This is a genomic window from Dryocola clanedunensis (assembly GCF_038405435.1).
Classification (GTDB): Bacteria; Pseudomonadota; Gammaproteobacteria; order Enterobacterales; family Enterobacteriaceae; genus Dryocola; species Dryocola clanedunensis_A.
On sequence record NZ_JBBYHZ010000011.1, the window covers coordinates 13776 to 38296 of the forward strand.

At 55.8% G+C, this 24521-nt stretch carries 21 protein-coding genes; 14 read left to right on the forward strand and 7 right to left on the reverse strand.

Going from position 1 to position 24521, the window contains the following annotated elements:
• Positions 1-82 precede the first annotated feature (82 nt).
• Positions 83-682 (reverse strand): protein-methionine-sulfoxide reductase heme-binding subunit MsrQ, encoded by a 600-nt coding sequence (gene msrQ, locus AAE045_RS18950; RefSeq protein ID WP_455549036.1) that lies wholly within the window; start codon positions 680-682, stop codon positions 83-85.
• Positions 683-1687 (reverse strand): protein-methionine-sulfoxide reductase catalytic subunit MsrP, encoded by a 1005-nt coding sequence (gene msrP / locus AAE045_RS18955; protein ID WP_455549037.1) that lies wholly within the window; start codon positions 1685-1687, stop codon positions 683-685.
• Between the two features lie 293 nt (positions 1688-1980).
• Between msrP and csrD the strand changes: the two genes are divergently transcribed.
• The 8 genes from csrD (at position 1981) to tldD (ending at position 14288) form a co-directional block, all read left to right on the forward strand.
• Complete coding sequence (gene csrD, locus AAE045_RS18960) at positions 1981-3921, forward strand: RNase E specificity factor CsrD (protein WP_455549038.1); 1941 nt, start codon at positions 1981-1983, stop codon at positions 3919-3921.
• Between the two features lie 307 nt (positions 3922-4228).
• Complete coding sequence (gene mreB, locus AAE045_RS18965) at positions 4229-5272, forward strand: rod shape-determining protein MreB (protein ID WP_000913396.1); 1044 nt, start codon at positions 4229-4231, stop codon at positions 5270-5272.
• Positions 5273-5336: 64 nt separating this feature from the next.
• Entirely contained in the window at positions 5337-6356 is a 1020-nt protein-coding gene (mreC, locus tag AAE045_RS18970) for a rod shape-determining protein MreC (RefSeq protein WP_455549039.1), read from the forward strand.
• On the forward strand, positions 6356-6844 hold the full coding sequence (mreD, locus tag AAE045_RS18975) for a rod shape-determining protein MreD (protein WP_455549040.1): 489 nt from the start codon (positions 6356-6358) through the stop codon (positions 6842-6844). The genes mreC and mreD overlap by 1 nt, the downstream gene beginning before the upstream one ends.
• Before the next feature lie 8 nt (positions 6845-6852).
• Positions 6853-7446: a Maf family protein gene (locus tag AAE045_RS18980; protein ID WP_455549041.1), complete on the forward strand. Its 594-nt coding sequence runs from the start codon at positions 6853-6855 to the stop codon at positions 7444-7446.
• Positions 7436-8905 (forward strand): ribonuclease G, encoded by a 1470-nt coding sequence (rng, locus tag AAE045_RS18985; protein WP_455549042.1) that lies wholly within the window; start codon positions 7436-7438, stop codon positions 8903-8905. Before AAE045_RS18980 ends, rng begins: the two co-directional genes overlap by 11 nt.
• Positions 8906-8964: 59 nt before the next feature.
• Positions 8965-12768 carry an AsmA2 domain-containing protein YhdP gene (gene yhdP / locus AAE045_RS18990; protein ID WP_455549043.1) on the forward strand — a complete coding sequence of 1268 codons (3804 nt, stop codon included), beginning with the start codon at positions 8965-8967 and terminating at the stop codon, positions 12766-12768.
• A 74-nt stretch (positions 12769-12842) separates the two neighbouring features.
• Complete coding sequence (gene tldD, locus AAE045_RS18995) at positions 12843-14288, forward strand: metalloprotease TldD (RefSeq protein ID WP_455549044.1); 1446 nt, start codon at positions 12843-12845, stop codon at positions 14286-14288.
• Positions 14289-14308: 20 nt separating this feature from the next.
• Here tldD and aaeR read toward each other — a convergent pair whose 3' ends face one another.
• On the reverse strand, positions 14309-15256 hold the full coding sequence (gene aaeR, locus AAE045_RS19000; protein WP_455549045.1) for an HTH-type transcriptional activator AaeR: 948 nt from the start codon (positions 15254-15256) through the stop codon (positions 14309-14311).
• Between the two features lie 191 nt (positions 15257-15447).
• On the opposite strand from aaeR, the gene aaeX reads away from it, so the two are divergent.
• The 5 genes from aaeX to AAE045_RS19025 all read left to right on the forward strand — a co-directional run bounded on the left by aaeX (position 15448) and on the right by AAE045_RS19025 (position 20414).
• Positions 15448-15651, forward strand: a complete 204-nt coding sequence (gene aaeX / locus AAE045_RS19005; protein ID WP_455549046.1) for a p-hydroxybenzoic acid efflux pump operon protein AaeX — start codon at positions 15448-15450, stop codon at positions 15649-15651.
• A gap of 7 nt (positions 15652-15658) precedes the next feature.
• Complete coding sequence (aaeA, locus tag AAE045_RS19010; RefSeq protein ID WP_455549047.1) at positions 15659-16591, forward strand: p-hydroxybenzoic acid efflux pump subunit AaeA; 933 nt, start codon at positions 15659-15661, stop codon at positions 16589-16591.
• A gap of 11 nt (positions 16592-16602) precedes the next feature.
• Entirely contained in the window at positions 16603-18564 is a 1962-nt protein-coding gene (aaeB, locus tag AAE045_RS19015) for a p-hydroxybenzoic acid efflux pump subunit AaeB (RefSeq protein WP_455549048.1), read from the forward strand.
• Positions 18565-18646: 82 nt separating this feature from the next.
• Positions 18647-20101 carry an NAD-dependent succinate-semialdehyde dehydrogenase gene (locus AAE045_RS19020; RefSeq protein ID WP_455549049.1) on the forward strand — a complete coding sequence of 485 codons (1455 nt, stop codon included), beginning with the start codon at positions 18647-18649 and terminating at the stop codon, positions 20099-20101.
• Between the two features lie 40 nt (positions 20102-20141).
• Positions 20142-20414, forward strand: a complete 273-nt coding sequence (locus AAE045_RS19025) for a barstar family protein (protein ID WP_455549050.1) — start codon at positions 20142-20144, stop codon at positions 20412-20414.
• 49 nt (positions 20415-20463) lie between these two features.
• Here AAE045_RS19025 and yhcN (AAE045_RS19030) read toward each other — a convergent pair whose 3' ends face one another.
• From yhcN (AAE045_RS19030) to argR, 3 genes are all read right to left on the reverse strand, one after another.
• On the reverse strand, positions 20464-20730 hold the full coding sequence (gene yhcN, locus AAE045_RS19030) for a YdgH/BhsA/McbA family protein (protein ID WP_455426685.1): 267 nt from the start codon (positions 20728-20730) through the stop codon (positions 20464-20466).
• 126 nt (positions 20731-20856) lie between these two features.
• Positions 20857-21120, reverse strand: coding sequence for a peroxide/acid stress response protein YhcN (gene yhcN / locus AAE045_RS19035; RefSeq protein ID WP_455549051.1), 264 nt, complete (start codon positions 21118-21120; stop codon positions 20857-20859).
• A gap of 375 nt (positions 21121-21495) precedes the next feature.
• On the reverse strand, positions 21496-21966 hold the full coding sequence (gene argR / locus AAE045_RS19040) for an arginine repressor (RefSeq protein WP_455426687.1): 471 nt from the start codon (positions 21964-21966) through the stop codon (positions 21496-21498).
• 431 nt (positions 21967-22397) lie between these two features.
• Here argR and mdh point away from each other — a divergent pair, with 431 nt between their 5' ends.
• Complete coding sequence (gene mdh, locus AAE045_RS19045) at positions 22398-23336, forward strand: malate dehydrogenase (protein ID WP_455426688.1); 939 nt, start codon at positions 22398-22400, stop codon at positions 23334-23336.
• Positions 23337-23397: 61 nt separating this feature from the next.
• Here the strand turns inward: mdh and degS are convergent, their stop codons facing one another.
• Positions 23398-24465, reverse strand: coding sequence for an outer membrane-stress sensor serine endopeptidase DegS (gene degS / locus AAE045_RS19050; protein ID WP_455549052.1), 1068 nt, complete (start codon positions 24463-24465; stop codon positions 23398-23400).
• Positions 24466-24521: the final 56 nt, after the last annotated feature.

The window sequence follows — 24521 nt, forward strand, 5'->3', positions numbered from 1 at the left end:
TTATCAGGGAAGATGATCAACCCCTATTGCTTTCAACGCCCGTCAGGGCGTTAGTTTTGGGATAAACGGCAAAATTCTGGAATTATCGCCACCACTGACGGAACTTCTTGTAGCGCAGGGCGAGGAGGATGAAGGCACCCAGGGCATAAAGCAAGGGTTGGGGGGAGAGAATCTTCACTGACCACAGGTAATGAATGGGGGCGAGGATAGCAACCAGATAGACGCAGTTGTGCAGTTTTTGCCAGCGTTTACCTAGCTTACGCTGGGCACTTTGCGTTGAGGTTACCGCCAGAGCGAGCAGGATAATCCAGCTCACGATGCCCAGCATGAGGTAAGGACGGGTCACTAATTCTTTGCCCAAAAGGCCAATATTGTTTATCCCCAGCTCCAGCAGCGAATAGCTGGTCAGGTGGATGGATGCCCAGACGAAACACCAGACGCCAAGCAGACGGCGTGTGCGGATCAGCAGCGGCTGCTTCGCGTAGCGGGCAAGTGGGGTAATAAGCAGAGTCGCCAGCAGCAGCTTCAGCGCCATCCTGCCGGTAAAATGCTGGATGTCTTTAGCCGGGTCCGCGCTGAACAGCCCCTGGTTTGCCGCATAGAACAACCATACAAAGGGGAGAAACGCCGCAAGATGCAGCGCCACCTTCAGCCAGGTGATTTGCTTTGCAGTCAGACGCACTCAGTAGTTCTCCTTGAGGTTGAGGCCCCGATACAGCGAAGCGACCTGGTCGGCATAGCCGTTGAACAGCAGGGTTGGCTGACGTTTCACGTCCAGTATGCCGCCGGATCCGATAAACCTTTCGGACGCCTGCGACCAGCGCGGGTGATCGACATTTGGGTTTACGTTGGCATAAAAGCCGTACTCGTTCGGCCCTGCCATATTCCAGGTGGTGGGCGGGATCTCACGAACCAGCTTAATGCTGACGATAGACTTAATTCCTTTAAAGCCATACTTCCAGGGGACGGTCAGCCGGATCGGCGCGCCGTTCTGCGGCGGCAGGGCTTTACCGTAAACGCCCACCGTCAGCATAGTTAATGGATGCATCGCTTCGTCGAGGCGCAGGCCTTCCACGTAGGGATACTGCAGGCCGCCGCCGATAAAGCGATCTTTCTGACCGGGCATCTGCTCCGGATCGTAGAGCGTTTCAAAGGCCACGTACTTCGCGTTGCTGTTCGGCTCGACCAGGGCCAGCAGCTTGCTGAGCGGGAAGCCAATCCACGGCACGACCATCGACCAGGCCTCCACGCAGCGCATGCGGTAAATTCGCTCCTCCAGAGGGAAACGTTTATAGAGGTCATCGAGGTCAAGCGTTACTGGCTTTGCGACTTCGCCGCTGATTTTCAGCTGCCACGGATCGGTTTTCAGGCTACCGGCATTGGCCGCCGGGTCGGCTTTATCCAGCCCAAACTCATAGAAGTTGTTATAGCCCGTGACTTTGTCTTCCGGCGTCATGGGGAGCTTCGCCTGCCACTGAGCGGGTTTGCTGAACTGGAGCGGTTTACCCGAGGGGGCCGGTGGGCGATCGTTGCCTTTAAACCATGAAAGAATATCGGCATTGGCCGTTTGCGGAACGGAAAGCGCGGCGGCAGTAATACCCAGTGCTTTGAGCACCTGGCGCCGCTTGAGCATAAAAACGGATTCTGGCGTGACGTCGGCCTCGGTAAAACGGGTAACCTTTTTCATGGCGATCTCCTGAAATGCTTTTAGCTAAGCATGACGGAGAAGTGGTCTCCCGGCGAATATCTCACAAAAAATTGAAATTTACGGTAAAGCCCGGCTGTTACCGCTGCTTACCTTTGGCAAAAAAAAGTTGCCGACTATACTCGCTTAATGACGCCTTATGCCCGTTTGCCGCAATAAATGGCGATGTTTTGGCTAACGGGGTTTGCCAGGCATAGCCTTTTGCTATGTAATGCCGCGTCAACCCAGGCCCGGTTAAGGTGGCGATTTCTTCAGCAGACGGAGTTAACTCAGGGATGCGATTAACGACGAAACTTTCAGCATTTATGACGCTGCTAACCGGCTTAGCCATCTTCGTGACGCTCATTGGCTGCTCGCTCAGCTTCTTCAATGCCACCCATGACAAAGTGCATCAACGGATGCTGGCCGTTGCCACTATTATTGACAGCGAGCTGGTCACCTCCTCCCCCGAAATGCTCTCCACGCGCCTTAACGACGTCATGGTGCCGATCGATATCACTGAGATTCGGTTGAAAATGGGTAACTCGGAGGTCTATACCCAGAAGCTTATGCATGGTTACGAGCCGGAGACCCTGGAATATGGCACCAGGCAGACGACGGTTAATCTCATGAAGCACCCTGGCATGTCCGTCAGCCTGACCTACCGCGATCCCGTTGCCAGCTACTACCACTCTTTATTCACTACCGTACCGCTCTCTATAGCCATCGGCCTCATGCTGCTGGTGTTGCTGCTCGCTATGCGCTGGATGAAGAGACAGCTGGCCGGGCAGGAGCTGCTGGAAAAACGCGCTACCCGCATTCTCAACGGTGACCGAAGCGCTGGCGTAAGAGGGTCCGTGCTGGAGTGGCCAACCCGCGCCAGTAGCGCGATGGACGTGCTGCTATCCGATCTTCAGAATGCCAGCGAACAGCGCAGCCGCATGGATACTTTGATTCGGGCCTTTGCCGCTCAGGATGGCAAAACGGGGCTTAATAACCGCCTGTTCTTTGATAACCAGCTGGCGATGCTGCTGGAAGATCAGGAACAGGTCGGCGCCCACGGCGTGGTGATGATTATCCGCCTGCCGGATTTTGACACCCTCCACGATACCTGGGGCCGTGCGGCAGTAGAAGAGTATCTCTTCACGTTGATTAACTTGCTGTCCACCTTTGTGATGCGCTATCCGGGCGCTTTGCTTGCCCGCTATTTCCGCAGCGATTTTGCTGTCCTGCTGCCCCATCGCACCTTAAAAGAAGCGGACAGTTTCGCCAGCCAGCTTCTGACCGCCGTGGACGCTCTGCCGCCAACGCGAATTCTTGACCGTAACGACATGCTGCACATCGGTATTTGCGCCTGGCGAAGTGGCCATACGAAAGAGCAGGTGATGGAACATGCGGAGGTGGCGACCCGCAATGCTTCTCTGCAGGGCACTAACAGCTGGTCGATATATGACGATAAGCTGCCGGAAAAGGGGCGCGGAAACGTTAAGTGGCGTACTCTAATTGAGCAGTCGTTGCACCGTGGCGGACCGCGCTTCTACCAGAAGCCAGCGGTGAACCGCAGCGGAAACGTTCATCATCGCGAAATCATGTGCCGTATCTTTGACGGTGAGGAAGAGGTACTGTCGGCCGAGTACATGCCGATGGTGAAGCAGTTCGGCCTGTTTGAGCAATACGACCGCAAAATCATCGCCCGAGCCCTGCCGCTGGTGGGGTTCTGGCCCGAAGAGACGCTCGCCGTGCAGATAACGGTTGATTCGCTAATTCGCGTTCCTTTCCAGCGCTGGCTAAGGGATACGTTAATGCAATGTGAAAAATCGCTGCGAACGCGAATTATTTTTGAACTTGCAGAGGCGGATGTGTGTCAACACATCAGCCGCCTACAGCCGGTGATTAGGTTAATCAAGGCTCTTGGTGCCCGAGTGGCGATTGTTCAGGCCGGTTTAACTGTGGTCAGCACAAGCTACATCAAGGAGCTGGACGTAGAGCTAATAAAACTGCATCCAGGCCTTGTGCGAAACATCCAGAAGCGCACCGAAAATCAGCTGTTTGTACAGAGCCTTGTCGAGACCTGTCACGGTACGAAAACCCAGGTCTTTGCTACGGGCGTAAGGACGCGGGGAGAATGGCAGACGCTGACCGAGAAGGGTATAAGCGGTGCTCAGGGTGATTTTTTTGCCTCCTCCGCGCCGCTGGACAGCAACGTGAAAAAATATTCACAAAGATACTCGGTTTAACCTGCCGTTTATCAAGTTTTCCACGTAGAATAACGCGCGCTGTATCTCAAGGGGGCGAATACGCCTGCCGGCAAGAATATCGCAGCATGCAAGGTATCGGTTTGCTACTTTGCACTGTTCGTTTAACCTACAGCATCTGTTCACTTCCTCTACGGATGAAGCGCCGCTGATAGTAGATGTTACAGCTGAAGCAAACAGCACAATTTTTCACCGTTGCAGAACATTTAAGCGCCTTGTCGCTGCAGCGTGTGGTTGGTAAAGTAAGCGGATTTTGTTTCCGCCCCAGCTTTCAGGATTATCCCTTAGTATGTTGAAAAAATTTCGTGGCATGTTTTCCAATGACCTGTCCATTGACCTGGGTACCGCGAATACCCTGATTTATGTAAAAGGACAAGGCATCGTACTGAATGAGCCCTCCGTCGTGGCCATTCGCCAGGATCGTGCCGGTTCACCGAAAAGCGTTGCTGCCGTAGGTCATGACGCAAAGCAGATGCTGGGCCGTACGCCTGGCAATATCGCGGCTATTCGTCCAATGAAAGACGGCGTGATCGCTGACTTCTTCGTGACTGAAAAAATGCTGCAGCACTTCATCAAACAGGTTCACAGCAACAGCTTCATGCGCCCAAGCCCGCGCGTGCTGGTTTGTGTGCCAGTAGGTGCAACGCAGGTTGAACGTCGTGCTATCCGTGAGTCCGCTCAGGGCGCGGGCGCGCGTGAAGTGTTCCTGATTGAAGAGCCAATGGCTGCGGCAATTGGTGCAGGCCTGCCAGTTTCTGAAGCTACCGGTTCAATGGTGGTGGATATCGGTGGTGGTACTACCGAAGTAGCCGTTATCTCCCTTAACGGTGTGGTTTACTCCTCCTCCGTGCGTATCGGCGGTGACCGTTTCGACGAAGCCATCATTAATTATGTGCGTCGTAACTACGGCTCCCTGATTGGTGAAGCCACCGCGGAACGTATCAAGCACGAAATCGGTTCTGCCTACCCAGGCGACGAAGTCCGTGAAATCGAAGTGCGTGGCCGTAACCTGGCAGAAGGTGTGCCGCGTGGCTTCACCCTGAACTCCAACGAAATTCTTGAAGCGCTGCAAGAGCCGCTGACCGGCATCGTGAGCGCGGTGATGGTTGCACTGGAACAGTGCCCGCCAGAACTGGCTTCCGATATCTCCGAGCGTGGTATGGTACTGACCGGTGGTGGCGCGCTGCTGCGTAACCTCGACCGTCTGCTGATGGAAGAAACCGGTATTCCTGTAGTAGTTGCAGAAGATCCATTGACTTGCGTAGCCCGCGGCGGTGGCAAGGCGCTGGAAATGATCGACATGCACGGCGGCGACTTGTTCAGCGAAGAGTAATCAGCCGCACGTTAGGGCAGTCCTGGACTGCCCCTTCTTGTTGGCCTCGGAATACGCATAGCCTATGAAGCCCATTTTTAGCCGTGGCCCGTCGCTACAGATTCGCCTTATCCTGGCGCTATTAGTCGCGATTGGCGTCATTGTCGCCGACAGCCGCCTCGGTGCGTTCAGCCAGATCCGAACGTACATGGATACTGCCGTCAGCCCTTTCTATTTCGTCTCAAATGGTCCCCGTGAACTGCTTGATAGCGTGTCGCAAACGCTGGCGTCACGTGACCAGCTGGAACTTGAAAACCGCGCGTTGCGTCAGGAACTGATCCTGAAAAACAGCGAATTACTGATGATGGGCCAGTTCCGTCAGGAAAACGCACGCCTGCGTGAGCTGCTCGGCTCGCCGCTGCGCCAGGACGAGCAAAAGATGGTCACCCAGGTGATCTCTACCGTCAGCGATCCCTACAGCGACCAGGTCGTTATCGATAAAGGCAGCGTCAACGGGGTTTACGAAGGCCAGCCGGTTATCAGTGATAAAGGCGTGGTCGGCCAGGTTGTTGCGGTAGCCAAGCTTACCAGCCGCGTCCTGCTGATTTGCGATGCCACCCATGCGCTGCCGATTCAGGTGCTGCGAAATGATATCCGCGTGATTGCCGCCGGTAACGGCTGCACCGACGATCTGCAACTGGAGCACCTGCCTGCCAACACGGATATCCGTGTGGGTGACGTACTGGTGACTTCTGGACTGGGTGGCCGCTTCCCGGAAGGTTATCCGGTCGGCGTGGTGTCGTCCGTCAAACTCGATACGCAGCGTGCGTACACGGTGATTCAGGCCCGCCCAACGGCTGGTCTGCAACGTCTGCGCTATCTGCTGCTGCTGTGGGGGGCGGACCGCGAAGGCAAGACGCCGATGCAGCCTGATGAGGTTCATCGCGTAGCAAACGAGCGTCTGATGCAGATGATGCCGCAGGTTCTCCCTTCCGCTGATTCCGTTGGGCCGCCTGCACCCGTGCCGCCACCGGCCACCGGGATCACCCAGCCCGCACCCGCAGCGAAGGCTCCTTCCGCAGCTGTGACCCGAGGGGGGCAGTAGTGGGGAGCTATCGTAGCCAGGGACGTTGGGTTATCTGGCTCTCATTTCTGGTCGCACTGTTATTGCAGGTCATGCCCTGGCCGGACGATCTGAAAGTTTATCGTCCGGACTGGGTGCTGCTGATCCTGCTCTACTGGATCCTGGCCTTGCCCCATCGCGTAAATGTGGGCACAGGTTTTGTGGTGGGTGCCATACTGGATCTGATTAGTGGCTCCACGCTGGGCGTTCGCGCCCTGTCATTGAGTATCGTCGCCTATCTGGCAGCCCTAAAATTCCAGCTGTTCCGTAACCTCGCGCTGTGGCAGCAGGCTCTTGTGGTCATGCTGCTGTCGCTGGTGACCGACGTCATCGTCTTCTGGTCAGAATTTTTGGTTATCAACGTCTCTTTCCGACCTGAAATCTTCTGGAGCAGCGTGGTGAACGGCGTGCTCTGGCCGTGGATCTTCCTGCTGATGCGTAAAATTCGTCAGCAATTTGCCGTGCAGTAAGGGTAATCATGACAGCTTTGTATCTCGCCTCCGGCTCGCCGCGCCGCCAGGAATTACTGACCCAGCTTGGCGTCAGCTTCGAACGTATCGTCACGAATGTTGAAGAGCAGCGTCTGGCGCACGAAAGTGCGGAGCAGTATGTTCGACGCCTGGCACGGGACAAAGCGCTGGCGGGCGTCGCGCTGGCCCCGCGCGATTTACCGGTATTAGGTGCGGACACCATTGTTATCTACAATGGAGAAGTGCTGGAAAAGCCTCGCGATCAACAACATGCTGTTCAGATGCTACGATTACTCTCTGGCCATCAGCATCAGGTGATGACGGCGGTTGCGCTGGCGGACAGTCAGACGGTGCTCGATTGCCTGGTGGTGACGGACGTGACCTTCCGCAGTTTATCCGAGCAGGATATTGCCGATTACGTTGCCTGCGGTGAGCCCATGGATAAAGCGGGCGCTTATGGCATTCAGGGCCTGGGCGGCTGTTTCGTCAGAAAAATTAACGGCAGTTACCATGCGGTTGTCGGCCTGCCGCTGGTTGAAACCTATGAATTACTGAGTAATTTTCACGCGCTGCGTGATGGACGAGGAAAAGATGACGGCTGAATTACTGGTCAATGTTACCCCTTCAGAAACGCGGGTGGCCTATATTGACGGCGGAATACTGCAGGAAATCCACATCGAGCGTGAAGCACGCCGAGGAATTGTAGGGAATATCTACAAAGGTCGTGTCAGCCGGGTGCTACCGGGCATGCAGGCGGCATTTGTAGATATTGGCCTTGATAAGGCAGCGTTTCTTCACGCCTCCGACATCATGCCGCACACCGAATGCGTGGCAGGGGAAGAGCGTAAAAACTTCACGGTCCGCGATATCTCTGAGCTGGTGCGCCAGGGCCAGGATTTAATGGTGCAGGTGGTGAAGGATCCGTTGGGAACCAAAGGTGCCCGCCTGACAACAGACATTACCCTACCATCCCGCTACCTCGTGTTTATGCCCGGGGCTTCCCACGTGGGGGTTTCCCAGCGTATTGAAAGCGAACAAGAGCGGGAACGTTTAAAACGTGTGGTCAACGCTTACTGTGACGAACAGGGCGGGTTTATTATTCGCACCGCGGCGGAAGGGGTCTGTGAAGAGGATCTGGCATCTGATGCAGCCTACCTTAAACGCGTCTGGACCAAAGTCAGCGAGCGTAAAAAACGAAATAAAACCCGCTGTGAACTCTACGGCGAGCTGGCATTAGCCCAGCGCGTGCTGCGCGATTTTGCAGACGCAGCGCTGGACCGCATCCGGGTTGACTCGCGGCAGACCTATGAGATGCTGCTCGAGTTCACCGAAGAGTATATGCCTGAGGTGCACGGCAACATAGAACATTACACGGGCCGCCAGCCCATTTTCGACCTGTTTGACGTGGAAAATGAAATCCAGCGCGCCCTTGAGCGTAAGGTCGAGCTTAAGTCCGGCGGCTATCTGGTTATCGATCAGACCGAAGCGATGACTACCGTAGACATTAATACCGGCGCGTTTGTGGGCCACCGCAACCTCGACGATACTATTTTCAACACCAACATCGAAGCGACCCAGGCGATTGCCCGCCAGCTGCGCCTGCGTAACCTTGGCGGCATTATCATTATCGATTTCATCGATATGAGTAACGAAGACCACCGCCGCCGGGTGCTGCACTCGCTTGAGCAGGCGCTAAGTAAAGACCGGGTGAAAACCAGCGTTAATGGGTTCTCACAGCTGGGGCTGGTGGAAATGACCCGCAAGCGCACGCGCGAAAGCGTGGAACACGTGCTGTGCGCCGGTTGCCCAACCTGCCACGGGCGCGGAACCGTAAAAACCGTCGAAACCGTCTGCTATGAGATCATGCGTGAAATTGTCCGCGTACATCATGCCTACGATTCTGACCGTTTCCTGGTTTACGCCTCCCCGGCGGTTGGCGAAGCGCTGAAAAGCGAAGAATCTCACGCGCTGGCAGAGGTAGAAATCTTTGTCGGCAAGCAGGTAAAAGTCCAGATTGAGCCGCTCTATAATCAGGAGCAGTTCGACGTCGTAATGATGTAGTTTATCCTGACGGATGGACTGTACAGGGTGACCTGGCCGCAAGGCTGACAAGGAGAGATATGAGGCGACTGCCCGGCATTTTGCTGATCACAGGCGCAACGCTGATTGTTATCGTCGCACTGCTGGTCAGTGGCCTGCGGCTCGTTTTGCCGCACCTGGATGCCTGGCGCCCGGCGCTGCTGGATAAAATTGAGGCCATGACCGGCACGCCGGTGGATGCAAGCCACATTAAAGCAAGCTGGGAAAATTTCGGCCCGACGCTGGACGTTCGCGATATCAAAGCTGGCCTGAAAGACGGCGGTGAAATGCGCATCAAACGCGTGACGCTGGCGCTGGACGTCTGGCAAAGCCTGATCCACGCACGCTGGCAGTTCCGCGATCTCACCTTCTATCAGCTTCACATGCGCAGCAACACGCCGCTCAGTCAGAACCGCGGCGACGGCAAGTTTGAGCCGGGCAAAATCAGCGATCTTTTCCTGCGCCAGTTCGATCACTTCGATCTGCGCGACAGCTCCCTTAGCTTCCTCACGCTTTCAGGCCAGCGCGCCGAACTGACTATCCCCCAGCTGAACTGGCTGAACACCAAAAATCGTCACCGCGCCGAAGGGCAGGTCAGCCTTTCCAGCTTTACCGGGCAGCATGGCCTGGCTAACGTCAGGATGGATCTGCGAGACGAAAACGGCATTCTGAACATCGGTAAAATCTGGCTGCAGGCCGACCGGGTTGACGTGAAGCCCTGGCTGGGCCGCTGGATGCAGGACAACATTGAGCTTCAGCACGCTGAGTTCAGCCTTGAAGCCTGGGTGGATATTAAAAAAGGCGATATTGCAGGCGGTAATATCTGGCTCAAGCAGGGCGGCACGAGCTGGAAAGGCGATAAGAGCGACCACTCGCTTTCCGTCGATAACCTGATGGCCCGGGTTAACCGCGACCAGGCCGGCTGGAACCTGACTATCCCGTCGACCAATATTACCCTCGATGGCAAAACGTGGCCGAAAGGCTCGCTGTCGCTGGCCTGGATTGGCCCGCAGGACGTCGGGGGCAAAGAAGGCAAGCGCAGCGAAGAGCTGCACGTTCGCGCCACCAATATGGAGCTGGAAAGCTTCAACGGCCTGCTGCCGATTGCCGCGAAGGTCTCGCCTGACCTTGGCGAAATCTGGAATATCATGCAGCCGCGCGGGCACATCGACGTGCTGGCCGCGGACATCCCCCTACAGCAAACGGAAAAAACCCGTCTGCAGGGGCGCTGGAAAGATGTCAGCTGGCACCAGTGGAAGATGCTGCCGGGCATTGAGAATTTCTCCGGTTCTGTGACCGGCAGCGTGGAGCACGGCCAGCTTAACGCCCTGGTGAGCCAGGCTAAGATGCCGTACGAGACGGTATTCCGTGCGCCGCTGGAAGTAGAGAAAGGGGCCGCCACGCTTGAGTGGCAAAAGAATGCCAACGGCTTCCAGCTCGACGGTAAGAAAATTGATGTCAAAGCCCGCTCGCTATGGGCGAGAGGCGATTTCCGCTACTACCAGCCCACGGATGGCGATCCGTGGCTGAGCATTCTGGCCGGTATCAGCACCAGCAACGGTGCGGACGCCTGGCGCTATTTCCCGGAAAACCTGATGGGCAAAGAGCTGGTCGATTACCTGAGCGGGGCGATTCAGGGCGGCCAGGCCGACAGCGCCACGCTGGTGTACGGCGGCAACCCGCACCTCTTCCCTTATAAGCACAACGAAGGGCAGTTTGAAGTGCTGGTGCCGCTGCGTAACGCGAAGTACGCCTTCCAGCCGGACTGGCCCGCGCTTGAAAATCTCAACATTGAGCTCGATTTTCTGAATGACGGGCTGTGGATGAAAACCCCGGGCGTGAAGCTCGGTGGGGTAACGGCCCGCAACCTGACCGCCATCATTCCTGATTACTCGAAAGAGAAGCTGCTGATCGACGCCGATATCAGCGGGCCGGGCAGCGCGGTTGGTCCCTATTTTAAAGAGACGCCGCTTGAGGATTCGCTGGGCGCGGCGCTGGATGAGCTCCAGATTGGCGGCGATGTGAATGCTCGCTTACATCTCGATATCCCGCTGGACGGCAAGATGACCACCGCCAAAGGCGACGTGGTGCTGAACAACAACACGCTGCTGATCAAGCCGCTGTCCAGCACGCTGAAAAACCTCAGCGGTAAATTCAGCTTCGTGAACGGCGACCTGCAAAGCGAGCCGCTGCGTGCGACCTGGTTTAATCAGCCGCTGGAAATCAATTTTGATACCAGAACGGGAGACAAAGATTACCAGATCGGCGTCAACCTCAACGGTAACTGGCAGCCGAATAAAATGGGCGTGCTGCCGGAGCAGATTAACAAAGCGCTGAGCGGCACCGCGGCGTGGAAAGGCAACGTCGGGATCACCCTGCCTTATAAAGGGAAACCGACCTACAGCGTCGACGTTGACGCCGATCTGAAGAGTGTAAGTAGTCACTTACCTGAGCCGGTCAATAAATCTGCGGGAGAGCCGCTGCCGCTGAAGATTGCGGTGAAGGGCGATCTTAACAGTTTTACCCTGACGGGCAGCGCTGCGGGCACCAATCACTTCTCGAGCCGCTGGCTGCTTAACAAAAAGCTCACCCTCGACCGCGCTATCTGGGCCACCAACAGCCATACCGTGCCGCCGTTGCCGGATCGGCAGGGACTGGAGCTTGATTTGCCCGCGATGGACGGCGCCCAGTGGCTGGCCCTCTTTAGCCAGGGCGCAACGGAGCAGGTCAGCAACTCCGCTCAGTTCCCGTCTGACATTACGCTGCGCACGCCAGCGCTGACTATGGGCGGCCAGGTCTGGAATAACCTGAGCCTGGTGTCGAAACAGTTACCTGGCGGGACGCAAATCAATGCCCAGGGGAGGGAAATCAACGGCACGCTCAATATTCGCGATAGCGCACCGTGGCAGGCGGAGATTAAGTATCTCTACTTCAACCCGGCCTGGAGCATCGCTAATTCGTCCGCACCGCCGAGCGGTACTTCCGCCCCGAAAAATGACGCGATAAGCTTCCGGGACTGGCCAGATCTGCAGCTGCGCTGCGCCGAATGCTGGCTGTGGGGGCAGAAATATGGCCGCATCGACGGGGATATCGCCATTAAGGGCGATACGCTGAAACTCAGCAACGGTCTGGTGGACAACGGTTTTGCGCGCCTCACGGGCAACGGTGAGTGGGTGAACGGCCCGGGCGAAGTGCGCACTTCCATGAAGGGCAAGCTGAAGGGCAAAAAGCTGGATGCGGCGACCAACTTCTTCGGCGCCAAAACGCCAATCCAGGACTCCCCGTTTGATGTGGATTACGACCTGCACTGGCGCGCCGAACCGTGGAAGCCGGAAGTCTCTTCCCTGAACGGCATTCTTCATACCCATCTGGGCAAAGGACAGATTTCCGACCTCGGCACGGGACACGCGGGCCAGCTGCTGCGGCTGGTCAGCTTCGATGCGCTGCTGCGCAAGCTGCGCTTTGATTTCAGCGATACCTTCGGGAACGGGTTCTACTTTGACTCCATCCGCAGCACCGCCTGGATTAAAGACGGCGTGATGCACACCGATGACACGCTGGTGGACGGTCTGGAAGCGGACATCGCGATGAAAGGCTCCGTGGACCTGGTCCGTCGCCAGCTCGACATGGAAGCCGTCGTGGCACCGGAAATCTCCGCCACGGTGGGCGTTGCGACGGCCTTCGTCATCAACCCGATCGTCGGAGCCGCGGTGTTCGCCGCCAGTAAGGTGCTGGGGCCGCTGTGGAGTAAAATCTCCGTGCTGCGCTACCACATCACCGGTCCGATAGACGATCCAAAAATCAACGAAGTGCTGCGCCAGCCTCGCGTCAAGGACGTTAAGTGATTTGACGCGAGAAGCTAATTGCCGCAAGCTCAATAGATATCTCCAATCGATAGACAAATAAGAGTAGCCAAACGATGAGTCTGAACCTGGTAAGTGAGCAGTTGCTGTCTGCGAATGGCTTAAACCATCAAGATCTGTTTTCCATTCTGGGACAGCTGTCCGAGCGTCGACTCGACTATGGCGATCTCTATTTCCAGTCCAGTTATCACGAATCCTGGGTATTAGAAGACCGCATTATTAAAGACGGCTCGTACAACATTGACCAGGGTGTCGGTGTACGCGCCGTGAGTGGGGAAAAGACCGGTTTCGCCTATGCGGACCAGATAAGCCTGCTGGCGCTTGAGCAAAGCGCTCATGCGGCCCGCAGCATCGTGCGTGAACAGGGCGATGGCCGTGCGCGTACTCTGGGGGCGGTGCAGCACAGCGCGCTGTATACCAGCGCCGATCCTTTGCAGAGCATGACCCGTGAAGAGAAGCTCGATATCCTCAAGCGTGTGGATAGCGTGGCGCGAGCCGCGGACAAGCGCGTGCAGGAAGTGACGGCGAGCCTGACCGGCGTGTATGAATTAATTCTGGTCGCGGCGACCGACGGCACCCTGGCGGCGGACGTTCGCCCGCTGGTGCGTCTGTCCGTCAGCGTACAGGTGGAAGAAGACGGCAAGCGCGAGCGCGGATCGAGCGGCGGCGGCGGTCGTTTTGGCTATGACTATTTCCTCGAAACCGTAGACGGTGAAGTGCGTGCCGACGCATGGGCGAAGGAAGCCGTGCGTATGGCGCTGATTACGCTGTCTGCCGTTGCGGCACCGGCCGGTATGTTCCCGGTGGTGCTTGGGGCTGGCTGGCCGGGCGTGCTGCTGCACGAGGCCGTGGGGCACGGTCTGGAAGGCGATTTTAACCGTCGTGGCACTTCCGTATTCAGCGGCCAGATGGGCCAGCTTGTCGCCTCAGAACTGTGTACCGTTGTGGACGACGGCACCATGGCCAACCGCCGTGGTTCTGTTGCCATTGACGACGAAGGCGTACCGGGCCAGTACAACGTGCTGATCGAAAAAGGTATTCTGAAAGGCTACATGCAGGACAAGCTGAACGCGCGTCTGATGGGCGTGGCGCCAACAGGTAACGGGCGCCGTGAATCTTACGCGCACCTGCCAATGCCGCGTATGACCAACACCTATATGCTTGCCGGGAAATCCACGCCGCAGGAGATCATCGAATCCGTCGAGTACGGCATCTATGCGCCTAACTTCGGCGGCGGCCAGGTGGATATCACCTCCGGCAAGTTCGTCTTCTCTACTTCAGAAGCGTACCTCATCGAGAACGGTAAAGTGACCAAACCGGTGAAAGGCGCGACGCTGATTGGCTCGGGCATTGAAACCATGCAGCAGATCTCGATGGTCGGTAACGACCTGGCGCTGGATAACGGCGTAGGCGTCTGCGGCAAAGAGGGGCAGAGCCTGCCGGTTGGCGTAGGCCAGCCTACGCTCAAGGTCGATAACCTGACGGTTGGCGGCACCGCTTAAGCATTAACCTATGGCCGGGGCTAGCCCCGGCTGTTTTCTGACCCTCTGCCATTCCTTTCCCGCATCCCCTGATACAGCTGCGCCACCTTCACGAAATACTCCGTCAGATAGTTAATGCACACCTGCACCTTCAGCGGCAGCTTATCCTTTTCGGTATACAGCGCGTACACCGGACGAGGATCGGACTGGTAGCGCGAGAATAAGATCTCCAGGTCGCCGCTGTTGATTTCATCGATCACCCACATGATCGGCACGTATGCGATCCCCGCACCGGCTTTCAGCCAGCGCGAGAGCGTCATGGGATCGTTAGTCACAAATCGCCCCTGCGGGATGATCTTAGTCGGCAAACCTTCCGGTGCAATCAGCTCAAATTCGTTATCGGGACGTACGCTATACTCCAGCCATGAATGATTGGCCAGGTCGGCCGGTTTTTCGGGCTCGCCGTTTTGCTGAAGATAGGTTTTCGACGCGCAGATGACCATCGGCATCGACCCAAGCCGCTTCGAAAACAGGCTGGAGTCCTGGAGCGCGCCGACGCGGATCACCACGTCCAGACCGTCTGCTATCAGATCGGGAGCTGGTATGCCGGTGACCAGGTTTACCGTCAGCCCCGGGTACTCTTTGAGCATCTCCGCCGTCATGTTCGCGAGGACATTCTGTGCCATGGTTGAAGAGCTGCCGATGCGCAGCGTGCCGATGGGGGTGTTATTGAAAGCGTAAAGCTGCTCGTGAACCTCCTGCGCCTCATGCAGCATTTTACGGCAGCCGAGATAGTAAATTTTCCCGGCTTCGGTCAGGCCAATGCTGCGGGTGCTGCGGTTCAGGAGCTTTACCTGAAGCTCGTCTTCAAGCTTCGAAACCGTCTGGCTGATGGACGAAACGCTCATCTGCAATTGCCTTGCGGCGGCGGTAAACGAGCCGAGCTCGACAACTTTGGCAAAAACCGACATGCGTTTAAGTCTTTCCATAATTTACTCTGATTGTTCACTCTGAGTTAAAAGTGATTTAGATCACATATTATAGATAACAGGGTAACAGTTACGTTAATATATTATTATTAACACGACCCATACCGCGTTCTCGCCTGCCGTTCCCGGCAACTCTTTCGCGGATTCACTATCAGGGGGCGTGTCGCAAGTACTATTCAGACAAGGTTAACATGACTTTATTTCCGGTTATCGTGGTATTCGGGCTGTCCTTTCCACCGATATTCTTTGAGCTGATTTTGTCGCTGGCCGTATTCTGGCTGGTACGCAGGTTGCTGACCCCTACGGGCATCTATGATTTCGTCTGGCATCCGGCATTGTTCAATACAGCGCTTTATTGCTGCCTGTTCTGGCTCATCTCGCAGCTGTTCGTTTGAGGTTGATGTGAAAACACTTACAAGAAAAATGACCCGCACCGCCATCACGCTAATCCTTGTGCTGCTGGCCTTTATCGCTATCTTCCGTGCCTGGGCGTTTTACACCGAGTCACCCTGGACGCGTGACGCCCGCTTTACCGCGGACGTTGTCGCCATCGCCCCGGACGTCTCAGGCCTGATCACTGCCGTTCAGGTTCATGACAACCAGCTTGTGAAGAAAGATCAGGTGCTGTTCACCATCGACCAGCCACGGTATCAGAAAGCGCTGGAACAGGCCGAGGCAGATGTTGCTTATTACAAAGCTTTAGCCAGCGAAAAGCGCCGCGAAGCAGGGCGACGTAACCAGCTTGGTACCCAGGCCATGTCTCGTGAAGAGATTGACCAGTCCAACAACCTGCTGCAAACCGTGCTGCATCAGCTCGCGAAGTCAGAAGCCACGCGTGACCTGGCGCGGCTGGACCTGCAACGTACCGTCATTCGTGCCCCGGCAGATGGCTGGGTGACCAACCTGAACGTTCACGGTGGGGAATTTATTACCCGTGGCTCAACGGCCGTGGCGCTGGTGAAGCAGCACACCTTCTACATTCTTGCCTACATGGAAGAAACCAAGCTCGAAGGTATCCGTCCGGGCTATCGCGTGCAGATCACCCCGCTTGGCAGCAACCGCGTGCTGCGCGGTACGGTTGACAGTATTTCCGCAGGCGTAACCAACGCCAGCAGCACCAGCGATGCAAAAGGGATGGCGACGGTGGACTCCAATCTGGAATGGGTTCGCCTGGCGCAGCGCGTGCCGGTACGTATTCGCCTTGACCAGCAACAGGGCAACCTGTTCCCGGCGGGGACCACGGCCACGGTTGTTGTCACCGGTGAAAAAGACCGGGATGTCAGCCAGGACTCCGTATTTATCAAGTTCATGCATCGTCTGCGTGAATTTGGTTAAGCGCGGCTGATATGTACTCCATCTCACCCTTTCACCTGCGCTTCGCCTTCAAGCTGGCGTTTGCCATCGTGCTGGCGCTGTTTGTTGGCTTTCACTTTGAGCTCGAAACGCCGCGCTGGGCGGTCTTAACCGCCGCCATCGTTGCGGCTGGCCCGGCGTTTGCCGCAGGTGGCGAGCCATACTCCGGTGCGATTCGCTATCGCGGTATGCTCCGCATCATCGGTACGTTTATCGGCTGTATCGCGGCGCTGGTCATTATCACTACGCTTATCCGCGCGCCGATCGTGATGCTGCTGGTCTGCTGCGTCTGGGCAGGGTTCTGCACCTGGATCTCCTCGCTGGTGAAGGTAGAGAACTCCTACGCCTGGGGCCTGTCGGGCTATACGGCGCTGATTATTATCGTCACCATTCAGGCAAACCCGGTTACGGCCCCGCAGTTTGCCGTTGAGCGCTGTAGCGAAATCGTTATCGGTATCGTCTGCGCTATCCTGGCTGACCTAATCTTCTCCCCGCGCTCCATCAAGCAGGAGATTGACCGCGAGCTGGATAACCTGCTGGTGGATCAGTATCGCCTGATGCAGCTCTGCGTCGCCCACGGTGAAAAAGAGGAGGTCGATAAATCCTGGGCCAACCTGGTACGGCGTACCACGGCCCTGGAAGGTATGCGATCGAACCTGAAAATTGAATCCTCCCGCTGGGGTCAGGCAAACCGTCGCCTGAAAGCTATCAATACGCTCTCTCTGACGCTGATTACCCAGGCTGGGGAAACCTATCTGATTCAGAACACGCGTCCCGAGTTCGTCACGCCAGAGTTTAAAATGCTGTTCGAAATGCCGGTAGAGACGGCCGCCGACGTTCACAAGCAGTTGAAGATGCTGCGCCGCTTTATCTCATCAAGCGGTGAAAAACATACGCCTGTCACTATCAGTAGCTGGGTGGGTGCCGCTACGCGCTTTCTGCTGCTGAAGCGGGGGGTCGCCAGCAACGCCAGGATCAATGCCGTAGAAGAAGAAATTCTGAGCGGCGAAACGGTGGTTAAGGTGCAGTCCGCCGAGCGGCATCATGCGATGATTAACTTCTGGCGTACGACGATTGCTTGTGGTCTGGGAAGCCTGTTCTGGCTTTGGACCGGCTGGACTTCCGGCAGCGGGGCGATGGTGATGATTGCAGTGGTGACCTCCCTTGCCATGCGCCTGCCTAACCCGCGTATGGTCTCGCTGGATTTCCTTTACGGTATGCTGGTGGCACTGCCGCTGGGTGCGCTCTATTTTCTGGTTATCATTCCCTCAACCCAGCAAAGCATGCTGCTGCTGTGTATCAGCCTTGCGCTGCTCGGCTTTTTCATTGGTATCGAAGTGCAAAAGCGGCGCCTGGGCTCCATGGGCGCGCTTGCCGGGACGATTAACGTTATCGTGCTGGATAACCCGATGACCTTTCACTTCAGCTCCTTCCTGGACAGCGCGCTGGGGCAGATTGTCGGCTGTTTCCTCGCGATGATGGTGATTCTGCTGGTGCGGGACAACTCGAAAGAGCGTACCGGGCGCACGCTGCTCAACCAGTTTGTGTCGGCCGCCGTTTCGGCATTAACCACCAATAAAGCGCGCCGCAAAGAAAACCACCTGCCCGCACTTTATCAGCAGCTGTACCTGCTGCTGAATATGTTCCCGGGCGACATTGCACGCTACCGGCTGGCGCTGATCCTGATTATTGCGCACCAGCGGCTGCGCGACGCTCCGATACCGATCAATGCCGATCTCTCCGCATTCCACCGGCAGCTTCGTAATACGGCTGACAAAGTTATCTCGGCCTCTAACGATGACAAACGGCGTAAATACTTCCAGCAGCTGCTCGGCGAGCTGGAGATTTACCAGGAAAAGCTGAAGGTCTGGGAGGCCCCCCTCCAGGTGACCGAGCCGGTCAAACGGCTTGCCGACGTGCTGCATCGCTATCAGCATGCGCTGATTGATGCCTAGTCTGAGTTCCCGAGCCGACGCCCTGCGTCGGCTTTTTTGTATCTATACTTACCTGATGTGCTTTTTAAAACAGGAGAAAATTATGACAAATCAGGCACTCCAGGACAGTGAACTATTCAACACCGGGTATCTGGTCAACGGCGAATGGCGCAAACTTGATAAGACCTTTGACGTGATCAACCCTGCGACCGGCGAGACCATCGCTAAGGTTGCCAAAGCGGGTAAGAATGAGACCGAAGAAGCCATTGCGGCGGCGACCAAAGCATTCCCTTCCTGGCGCGCGAAAACCGCCAAGGAGCGTTCAACCATCCTCTATCGCTGGTACGAGCTGATAATCGAAAACAAGAGCTGGCTGGGGCGATTAATGACGACCGAGCAGGGCAAGCCGCTGAAAGAGGCCGAGGGTGAGGTTGAGTACGCCGCCAGCTTCATCCAGTGGTTCGCTGAACAGGCCAAGCGTGCGAACGGCGAAATTATTCCGCCCGCTAAGCCTGGCTCGCGCATTCTTGCCACCCGCGAACCGATTGGCGTTGTCGCCGCGATCACTCCCTGGAACTTCCCGATGGCGATGCTGACCCGCAAGCTGGGGCCAGCTCTGGCAGCGGGCTGTACTGGCGTAATCAAACCGGCTAACAACACGCCTCTGTCCGCTTTTGCCCTGCTGGCGCTGGCGAAAAAAGCTGGCGTCCCGGATGGCGTGCTGAATGCCGTTGCCGGGAACACGCCGGAAATCAGTGACGCTATTATGGCTAGTCACGATGTCCGTAAGATCTCCTTCACGGGTTCCACGGCGGTAGGCAAAACGCTGGTGCGTAACGCCGCTGAAACCATGAAGAAAGTGTCGATGGAGCTGGGCGGCAACGCGCCGTATATCGTCTTCGACGATGCGGATATCGACGCAGCCGTGAAGGGTGCCATCGCCAATAAATTCCGTAACGCGGGCCAGGTCTGCGTCAGCGTCAACCGCTTCTTTATTCAGGAAGGGGTGTATGACGAATTCGTCAGCAAGCTGGCGGATGCGGTTAAAGCGCTGAAGGTCGGAAACGGTCTTGAGGATGGCGTGGTTGTTGGGCCGCTGATTGAAAAATCTGCGGTCGATAAGGTGCGGGAGCACGTCGAAGATGCGCTGGAAAAAGGCGGCAAGGCGCTGGTAGGCGGCCAAAGCCACGAGCTGGGCGGCAACTTCTGGCAGCCTACGGTAATTGTTAACGCCAGCGATGACATGAAGCTGGCGCAGGAGGAGACGTTCGGTCCGCTGGCCGCCTGCTTCAGCTTCAAAACGGAAGAGGAAGTCATTGAGCGCGCCAACAATACGCCGTTTGGCCTGGCGGCATACTTCTATACTCAGGATCTGAAGCGCGTTTTCCGCGTTTCGCAGGCGCTGGAAAGCGGCATGATCGGCATTAACGAATGCGCGGTGTCCACGGAGCTGGGGCCGTTTGGCGGCGTAAAAGAATCTGGTCTTGGCCGTGAAGGCTCGGTGCTGGGGCTGGATGAGTTTCTGGAAGTGAAAACCCTGCATATTGGCGGATTATAAGTGCTGATATGCGGAGCGTGTTCCGGCGGGGTGGCAGGAAATGAAAAAATATACGTTTGATTTTAGCCAGATAGAGGACCAGCCAGCATTCTATCGCCGCTTTATCCAGACTTTTGCGCTGGAGAAGAAACAGGTTCACGATCTGGACAGCCTTTGGGATGTGGTGACGGGAGGAGGTCTGCCGCTCCCGGCGGAGATCGAATTTGTTAACCTGCCGGAAATGCAAAGACGCCGCTATGGCGCGCTGATTCTGCTGTTTGATGAGGCAGAGGAGGAGCTTGAGGGCCAGCTGCGCTTCAACGTTCAGGCATAAAAAAGCCCCCGCGAGCGGGGGCAAAGTCGTCGGACGTGACGACGAGGGTTTATTTGTACAGCTCAGCCGTTGCGTGGCGGGTATCACCAGAACGTGCTTCGGTAATGCGATACGCTGAAGCCCCTTTCTCAGTTGCTTTTTGCGACAGCTCCTGGCGCATATCCATCGGCGCGCTGCCAACCTGGCTGACAGAAATGCTACCCATAGACTGCATGCCCTGCGCCTGCTCGCTGGAGATTTGCTGCGCTGCTGCGCTGGCACCGAAAGAGAGCACGGAAAGAAGGCTGACGGCTGCGATGGTTAATGTGGTTTTCATGATGTCTACTCCTGAATAAGGTTCACGACGGCCGGAAGGGCTATACGGCTTTTATTGTTCTTGGGGCCGTCGACTGTTGATTTCATTGTCTCGTTGATTACTGGTCTGGCTTATAACGCTGCGGGTTTATTTATACAGCTCAGCCGTTGCGTGCCACTGGTCGCCAGAGCGCGCTTCGATGATGCGGTAGGATGAAGCCCCTTCCTGCTCGGCTTTCTGCTCCAGCTTCTGGTGCATATCCATTGGCGAGCTGGCGATACCGCTGATGGAAACGGTGCCTACCGGCTGAAGGTTTTGCGCCTGTTCAGCGTTAACGGATGTGGCGGCAAAAGCACCGAATGACAGCATTGAGAGCAGGCCTGCAGTTACTAATGTATTTTTCATGTTCATGATTTTTTCCTCGTCGTATTCTTTTGTTGGGGTCCTCATTTCGTGACCCTCATCACAAAATCAAGTATACACTAGTAACGCAGAAAATTAATACCCTGCTAACAATTCCCAATGAAACTTTACGTTAACAGAAGCTTTTTTTATTACCTATAGTTATTAAAACGACGTTTTTATCGCCGATGAAATGTTAAATGTAAGTAAAATCATAAGGATGGCTGGCTTTGATAATTTGTGCGGTATTAAACATTGCCTACAATTTTTAGAGGAAATTATTATGGCAAGGAAGGGGAGGAAGTTTTCCAACGGGGAAAGATAATAAAGAAGGGACGACCGTGCGGGGGGAGGCCCGCCATAGAGAGCGGGCCAGCGGGGAGGCTAGAGTTCCTGTTCGAACAGAGCCAGAATCGCTTCGTAAAGCTCTTTGACCGTGAAGTCATTGGCAGGCGTCGTGAAGATCGTGTCATCCCCGGCGATGGTGCCAAGAATGCCTTCTGCTTTACCCAGTGAGTCCAGAAGACGTGCGATCAGCTGCGCGGCGCCGGGGCTTGTGTGGATGACGACAACCGCATCGTTATAGTCGATATCCAGCACCAGATTCTTCAGCGGGCTGGAGGTTGTCGGCACGCCAAGCTCAGCAGGAAGGCAGTAAACCATTTCCATTTTCGCGTTGCGGGTGCGTACCGCACCGAACTTGGTCAGCATACGGGAAACTTTGGACTGGTTGATGTTTTCAAAGCCATCGTTCTGCAGAGCATGAACAATTTCACCCTGCGAGCTGAATTTTTCTTCTTTTAAAAGCGCCTTAAAGGCCTTGATCAGTTCTTCTTGTTTTGAGGAATTACGCATGAATCACCTTGAGGCAGGGAAACGAATAACATTACTATGCATTTAATTGCATTTTTATGCAAATGCGGGCTAAAGATTAAGCCTGAATTAATGTTATGTAAGAGGCGGATTTTATCAAATTTCGTTATCCAGGAACATGCCTGTGTCACGACTCGGAAATAAGCCGTAAAGTGAACTAAATGTTATCAAAATGATGTTGTTTTGATGCATCGCTAAGGTGTAATGTAACCGCCGTTGATGTGACAACATCAGGTAGTGACCGGGCGCTCAGGCGTCGTTCCACCCGGCGAGTAAATGCAGCAGTAACGTTCGAGGAATGCGTAACGTCGCACTCTGAGGGCGGGAAGATTGTAATTACCCCCTCTCTGGATTATGGTCGCCACCGCATGGAGTTACGGCACGTATTTGCTAACCATAATAAGGAGTTTAGGATGAAAGTTGCAGTCCTCGGCGCGGCAGGCGGTATCGGCCAGGCGCTTGCCCTTCTACTCAAGACCCAACTGCCTTCAGGTTCAGAACTCTCACTGTATGACATCGCACCGGTTACCCCAGGGGTAGCGGTTGACCTCAGTCATATCCCTACAGATGTAAAAATTAAAGGTTTCAGCGGCGAAGACGCTACCCCGGCACTGGTTGGTGCTGACGTGGTGCTGATCTCCGCAGGCGTGGCTCGTAAACCAGGTATGGATCGCTCTGACCTGTTTAACGTCAACGCTGGTATCGTGAAAAACCTCATCGAGCAGGTTGCGAAAACCTGTCCGAAAGCCTGTATCGGTATCATCACTAACCCGGTGAACACCACCGTTGCTATCGCTGCTGAAGTGTTGAAAAAAGCAGGCGTATACGACAAGAACAAGCTGTTTGGCGTGACCACGCTGGACATCATCCGCTCCAACACCTTTGTGGGCGAGCTGAAGGGCAAAAAGCCAACCGAGATCGAAGTCCCGGTGATTGGCGGCCACTCAGGCGTCACTATTCTGCCGCTGCTGTCCCAGATCCCTGGCGTCAGCTTCACCGAGCAGGAAGTTGCCGATCTGACCAAACGTATTCAGAACGCCGGCACCGAAGTCGTTGAAGCGAAAGCCGGCGGCGGGTCCGCCACGCTGTCTATGGGCCAGGCCGCAGCACGCTTTGGTCTGTCGCTGGTACGCGCGCTGCAGGGCGAAAGCAATGTGGTTGAGTGTGCTTATGTGGAAGGCAACGGCGAGCACGCTCGTTTCTTCTCTCAGCCGCTGCTGCTGGGTAAAAACGGCATTGCAGAGCATAAATCCTACGGCAAACTGAGTGCTTTCGAGCATCAGGCGCTGGAAGGCATGCTGGACACGCTGAAGAAAGACATCACCCTGGGCGAAGAATTCGTTAACAAGTGATCGTCTAAGTGATGAAAAAAAACCGGAACATCCGTTCCGGTTTTTTTATGCCTGAGAATTCTTAGCCTCCCGCGGGATACTCCTGGATAGTGACCTGCAGCGTGAGCTTTTTGTCTTCGCGCATCACTTCTACCGGGATCACCGAACCTGGGCGAATCTCTGCAACCTGGTCCATCGTCTCCAGCGCCGAAATGGCTGGCTTATTGTTCACGGAGACAATCACGTCATTGACCTGAATACCCGCTTTTGCCGCCGGGCCGTCCGGTGATACTTCGTTAACGATAATGCCCTGAATCTGATCGATACCCGTTGCCGGGCCGTGCAGAGGGGTGATCTCACGTCCGCCGATACCGATATAACCACGGATCACGCGGCCATCGCGGATCAGCTTATCCATAATTTTTGTCGCCAGCTGGGTTGGGATAGCAAAGCCGATCCCTTCCGGCGTCTCACCGTCGTTGCTCTTATCAAAGGAGAGGGTGTTGATCCCCATCAGCTCACCCAGCGAGTTCACCAGCGCGCCGCCGGAGTTGCCGTGGTTGATAGAAGCATCCGTTTGCAGGAAAGACTGGCGGCCGGATGGGCTAAGGCCAATACGGCCCGTGGCGCTGATAATCCCCTGAGTAATCGTCTGGCCCAGGTTATAGGGGTTACCAATAGCCATGACCACGTCGCCAATGTGCGGCTGGCGTTTACTGTTGATAGGGATGATAGGCAGGCCGGTGGCGTTAATTTTTAATACGGCTAAATCAGTGAGGTTATCCGAGCCGACCAGCAGGGCTTCGAAGACCCTGCCATCCTGTAAGGCAACAATAATTTGTTCAGCATCGTTGATCACGTGCTTGTTGGTAATGATGTAACCGCGGTCATCCATGATCACGCCTGAACCGAGGGTTTTAATCTCCAGCTGGTTCTGGGCATTGCTTCCCACGCTGCGGTTATAGACGTTCACTACGGCAGGCGCAGCCCGGCGCACCGCGATGTTATAGCTCAGCGGTGTTTCGTCGGCACTGTCAAACTTCGATGGCGCGAGCGGGGCGATCTTCTGGCGCAGCGAAGGTAGCGAAACCAACAGTATTGCTGCCACAACCAACCCGATCGCCACCGATCGTAAAATCTTCAGAAACATGGGTTTAATTTAATCAGTGAGAAAACGAACGCAGAATAACATGAGTTAATCGGACA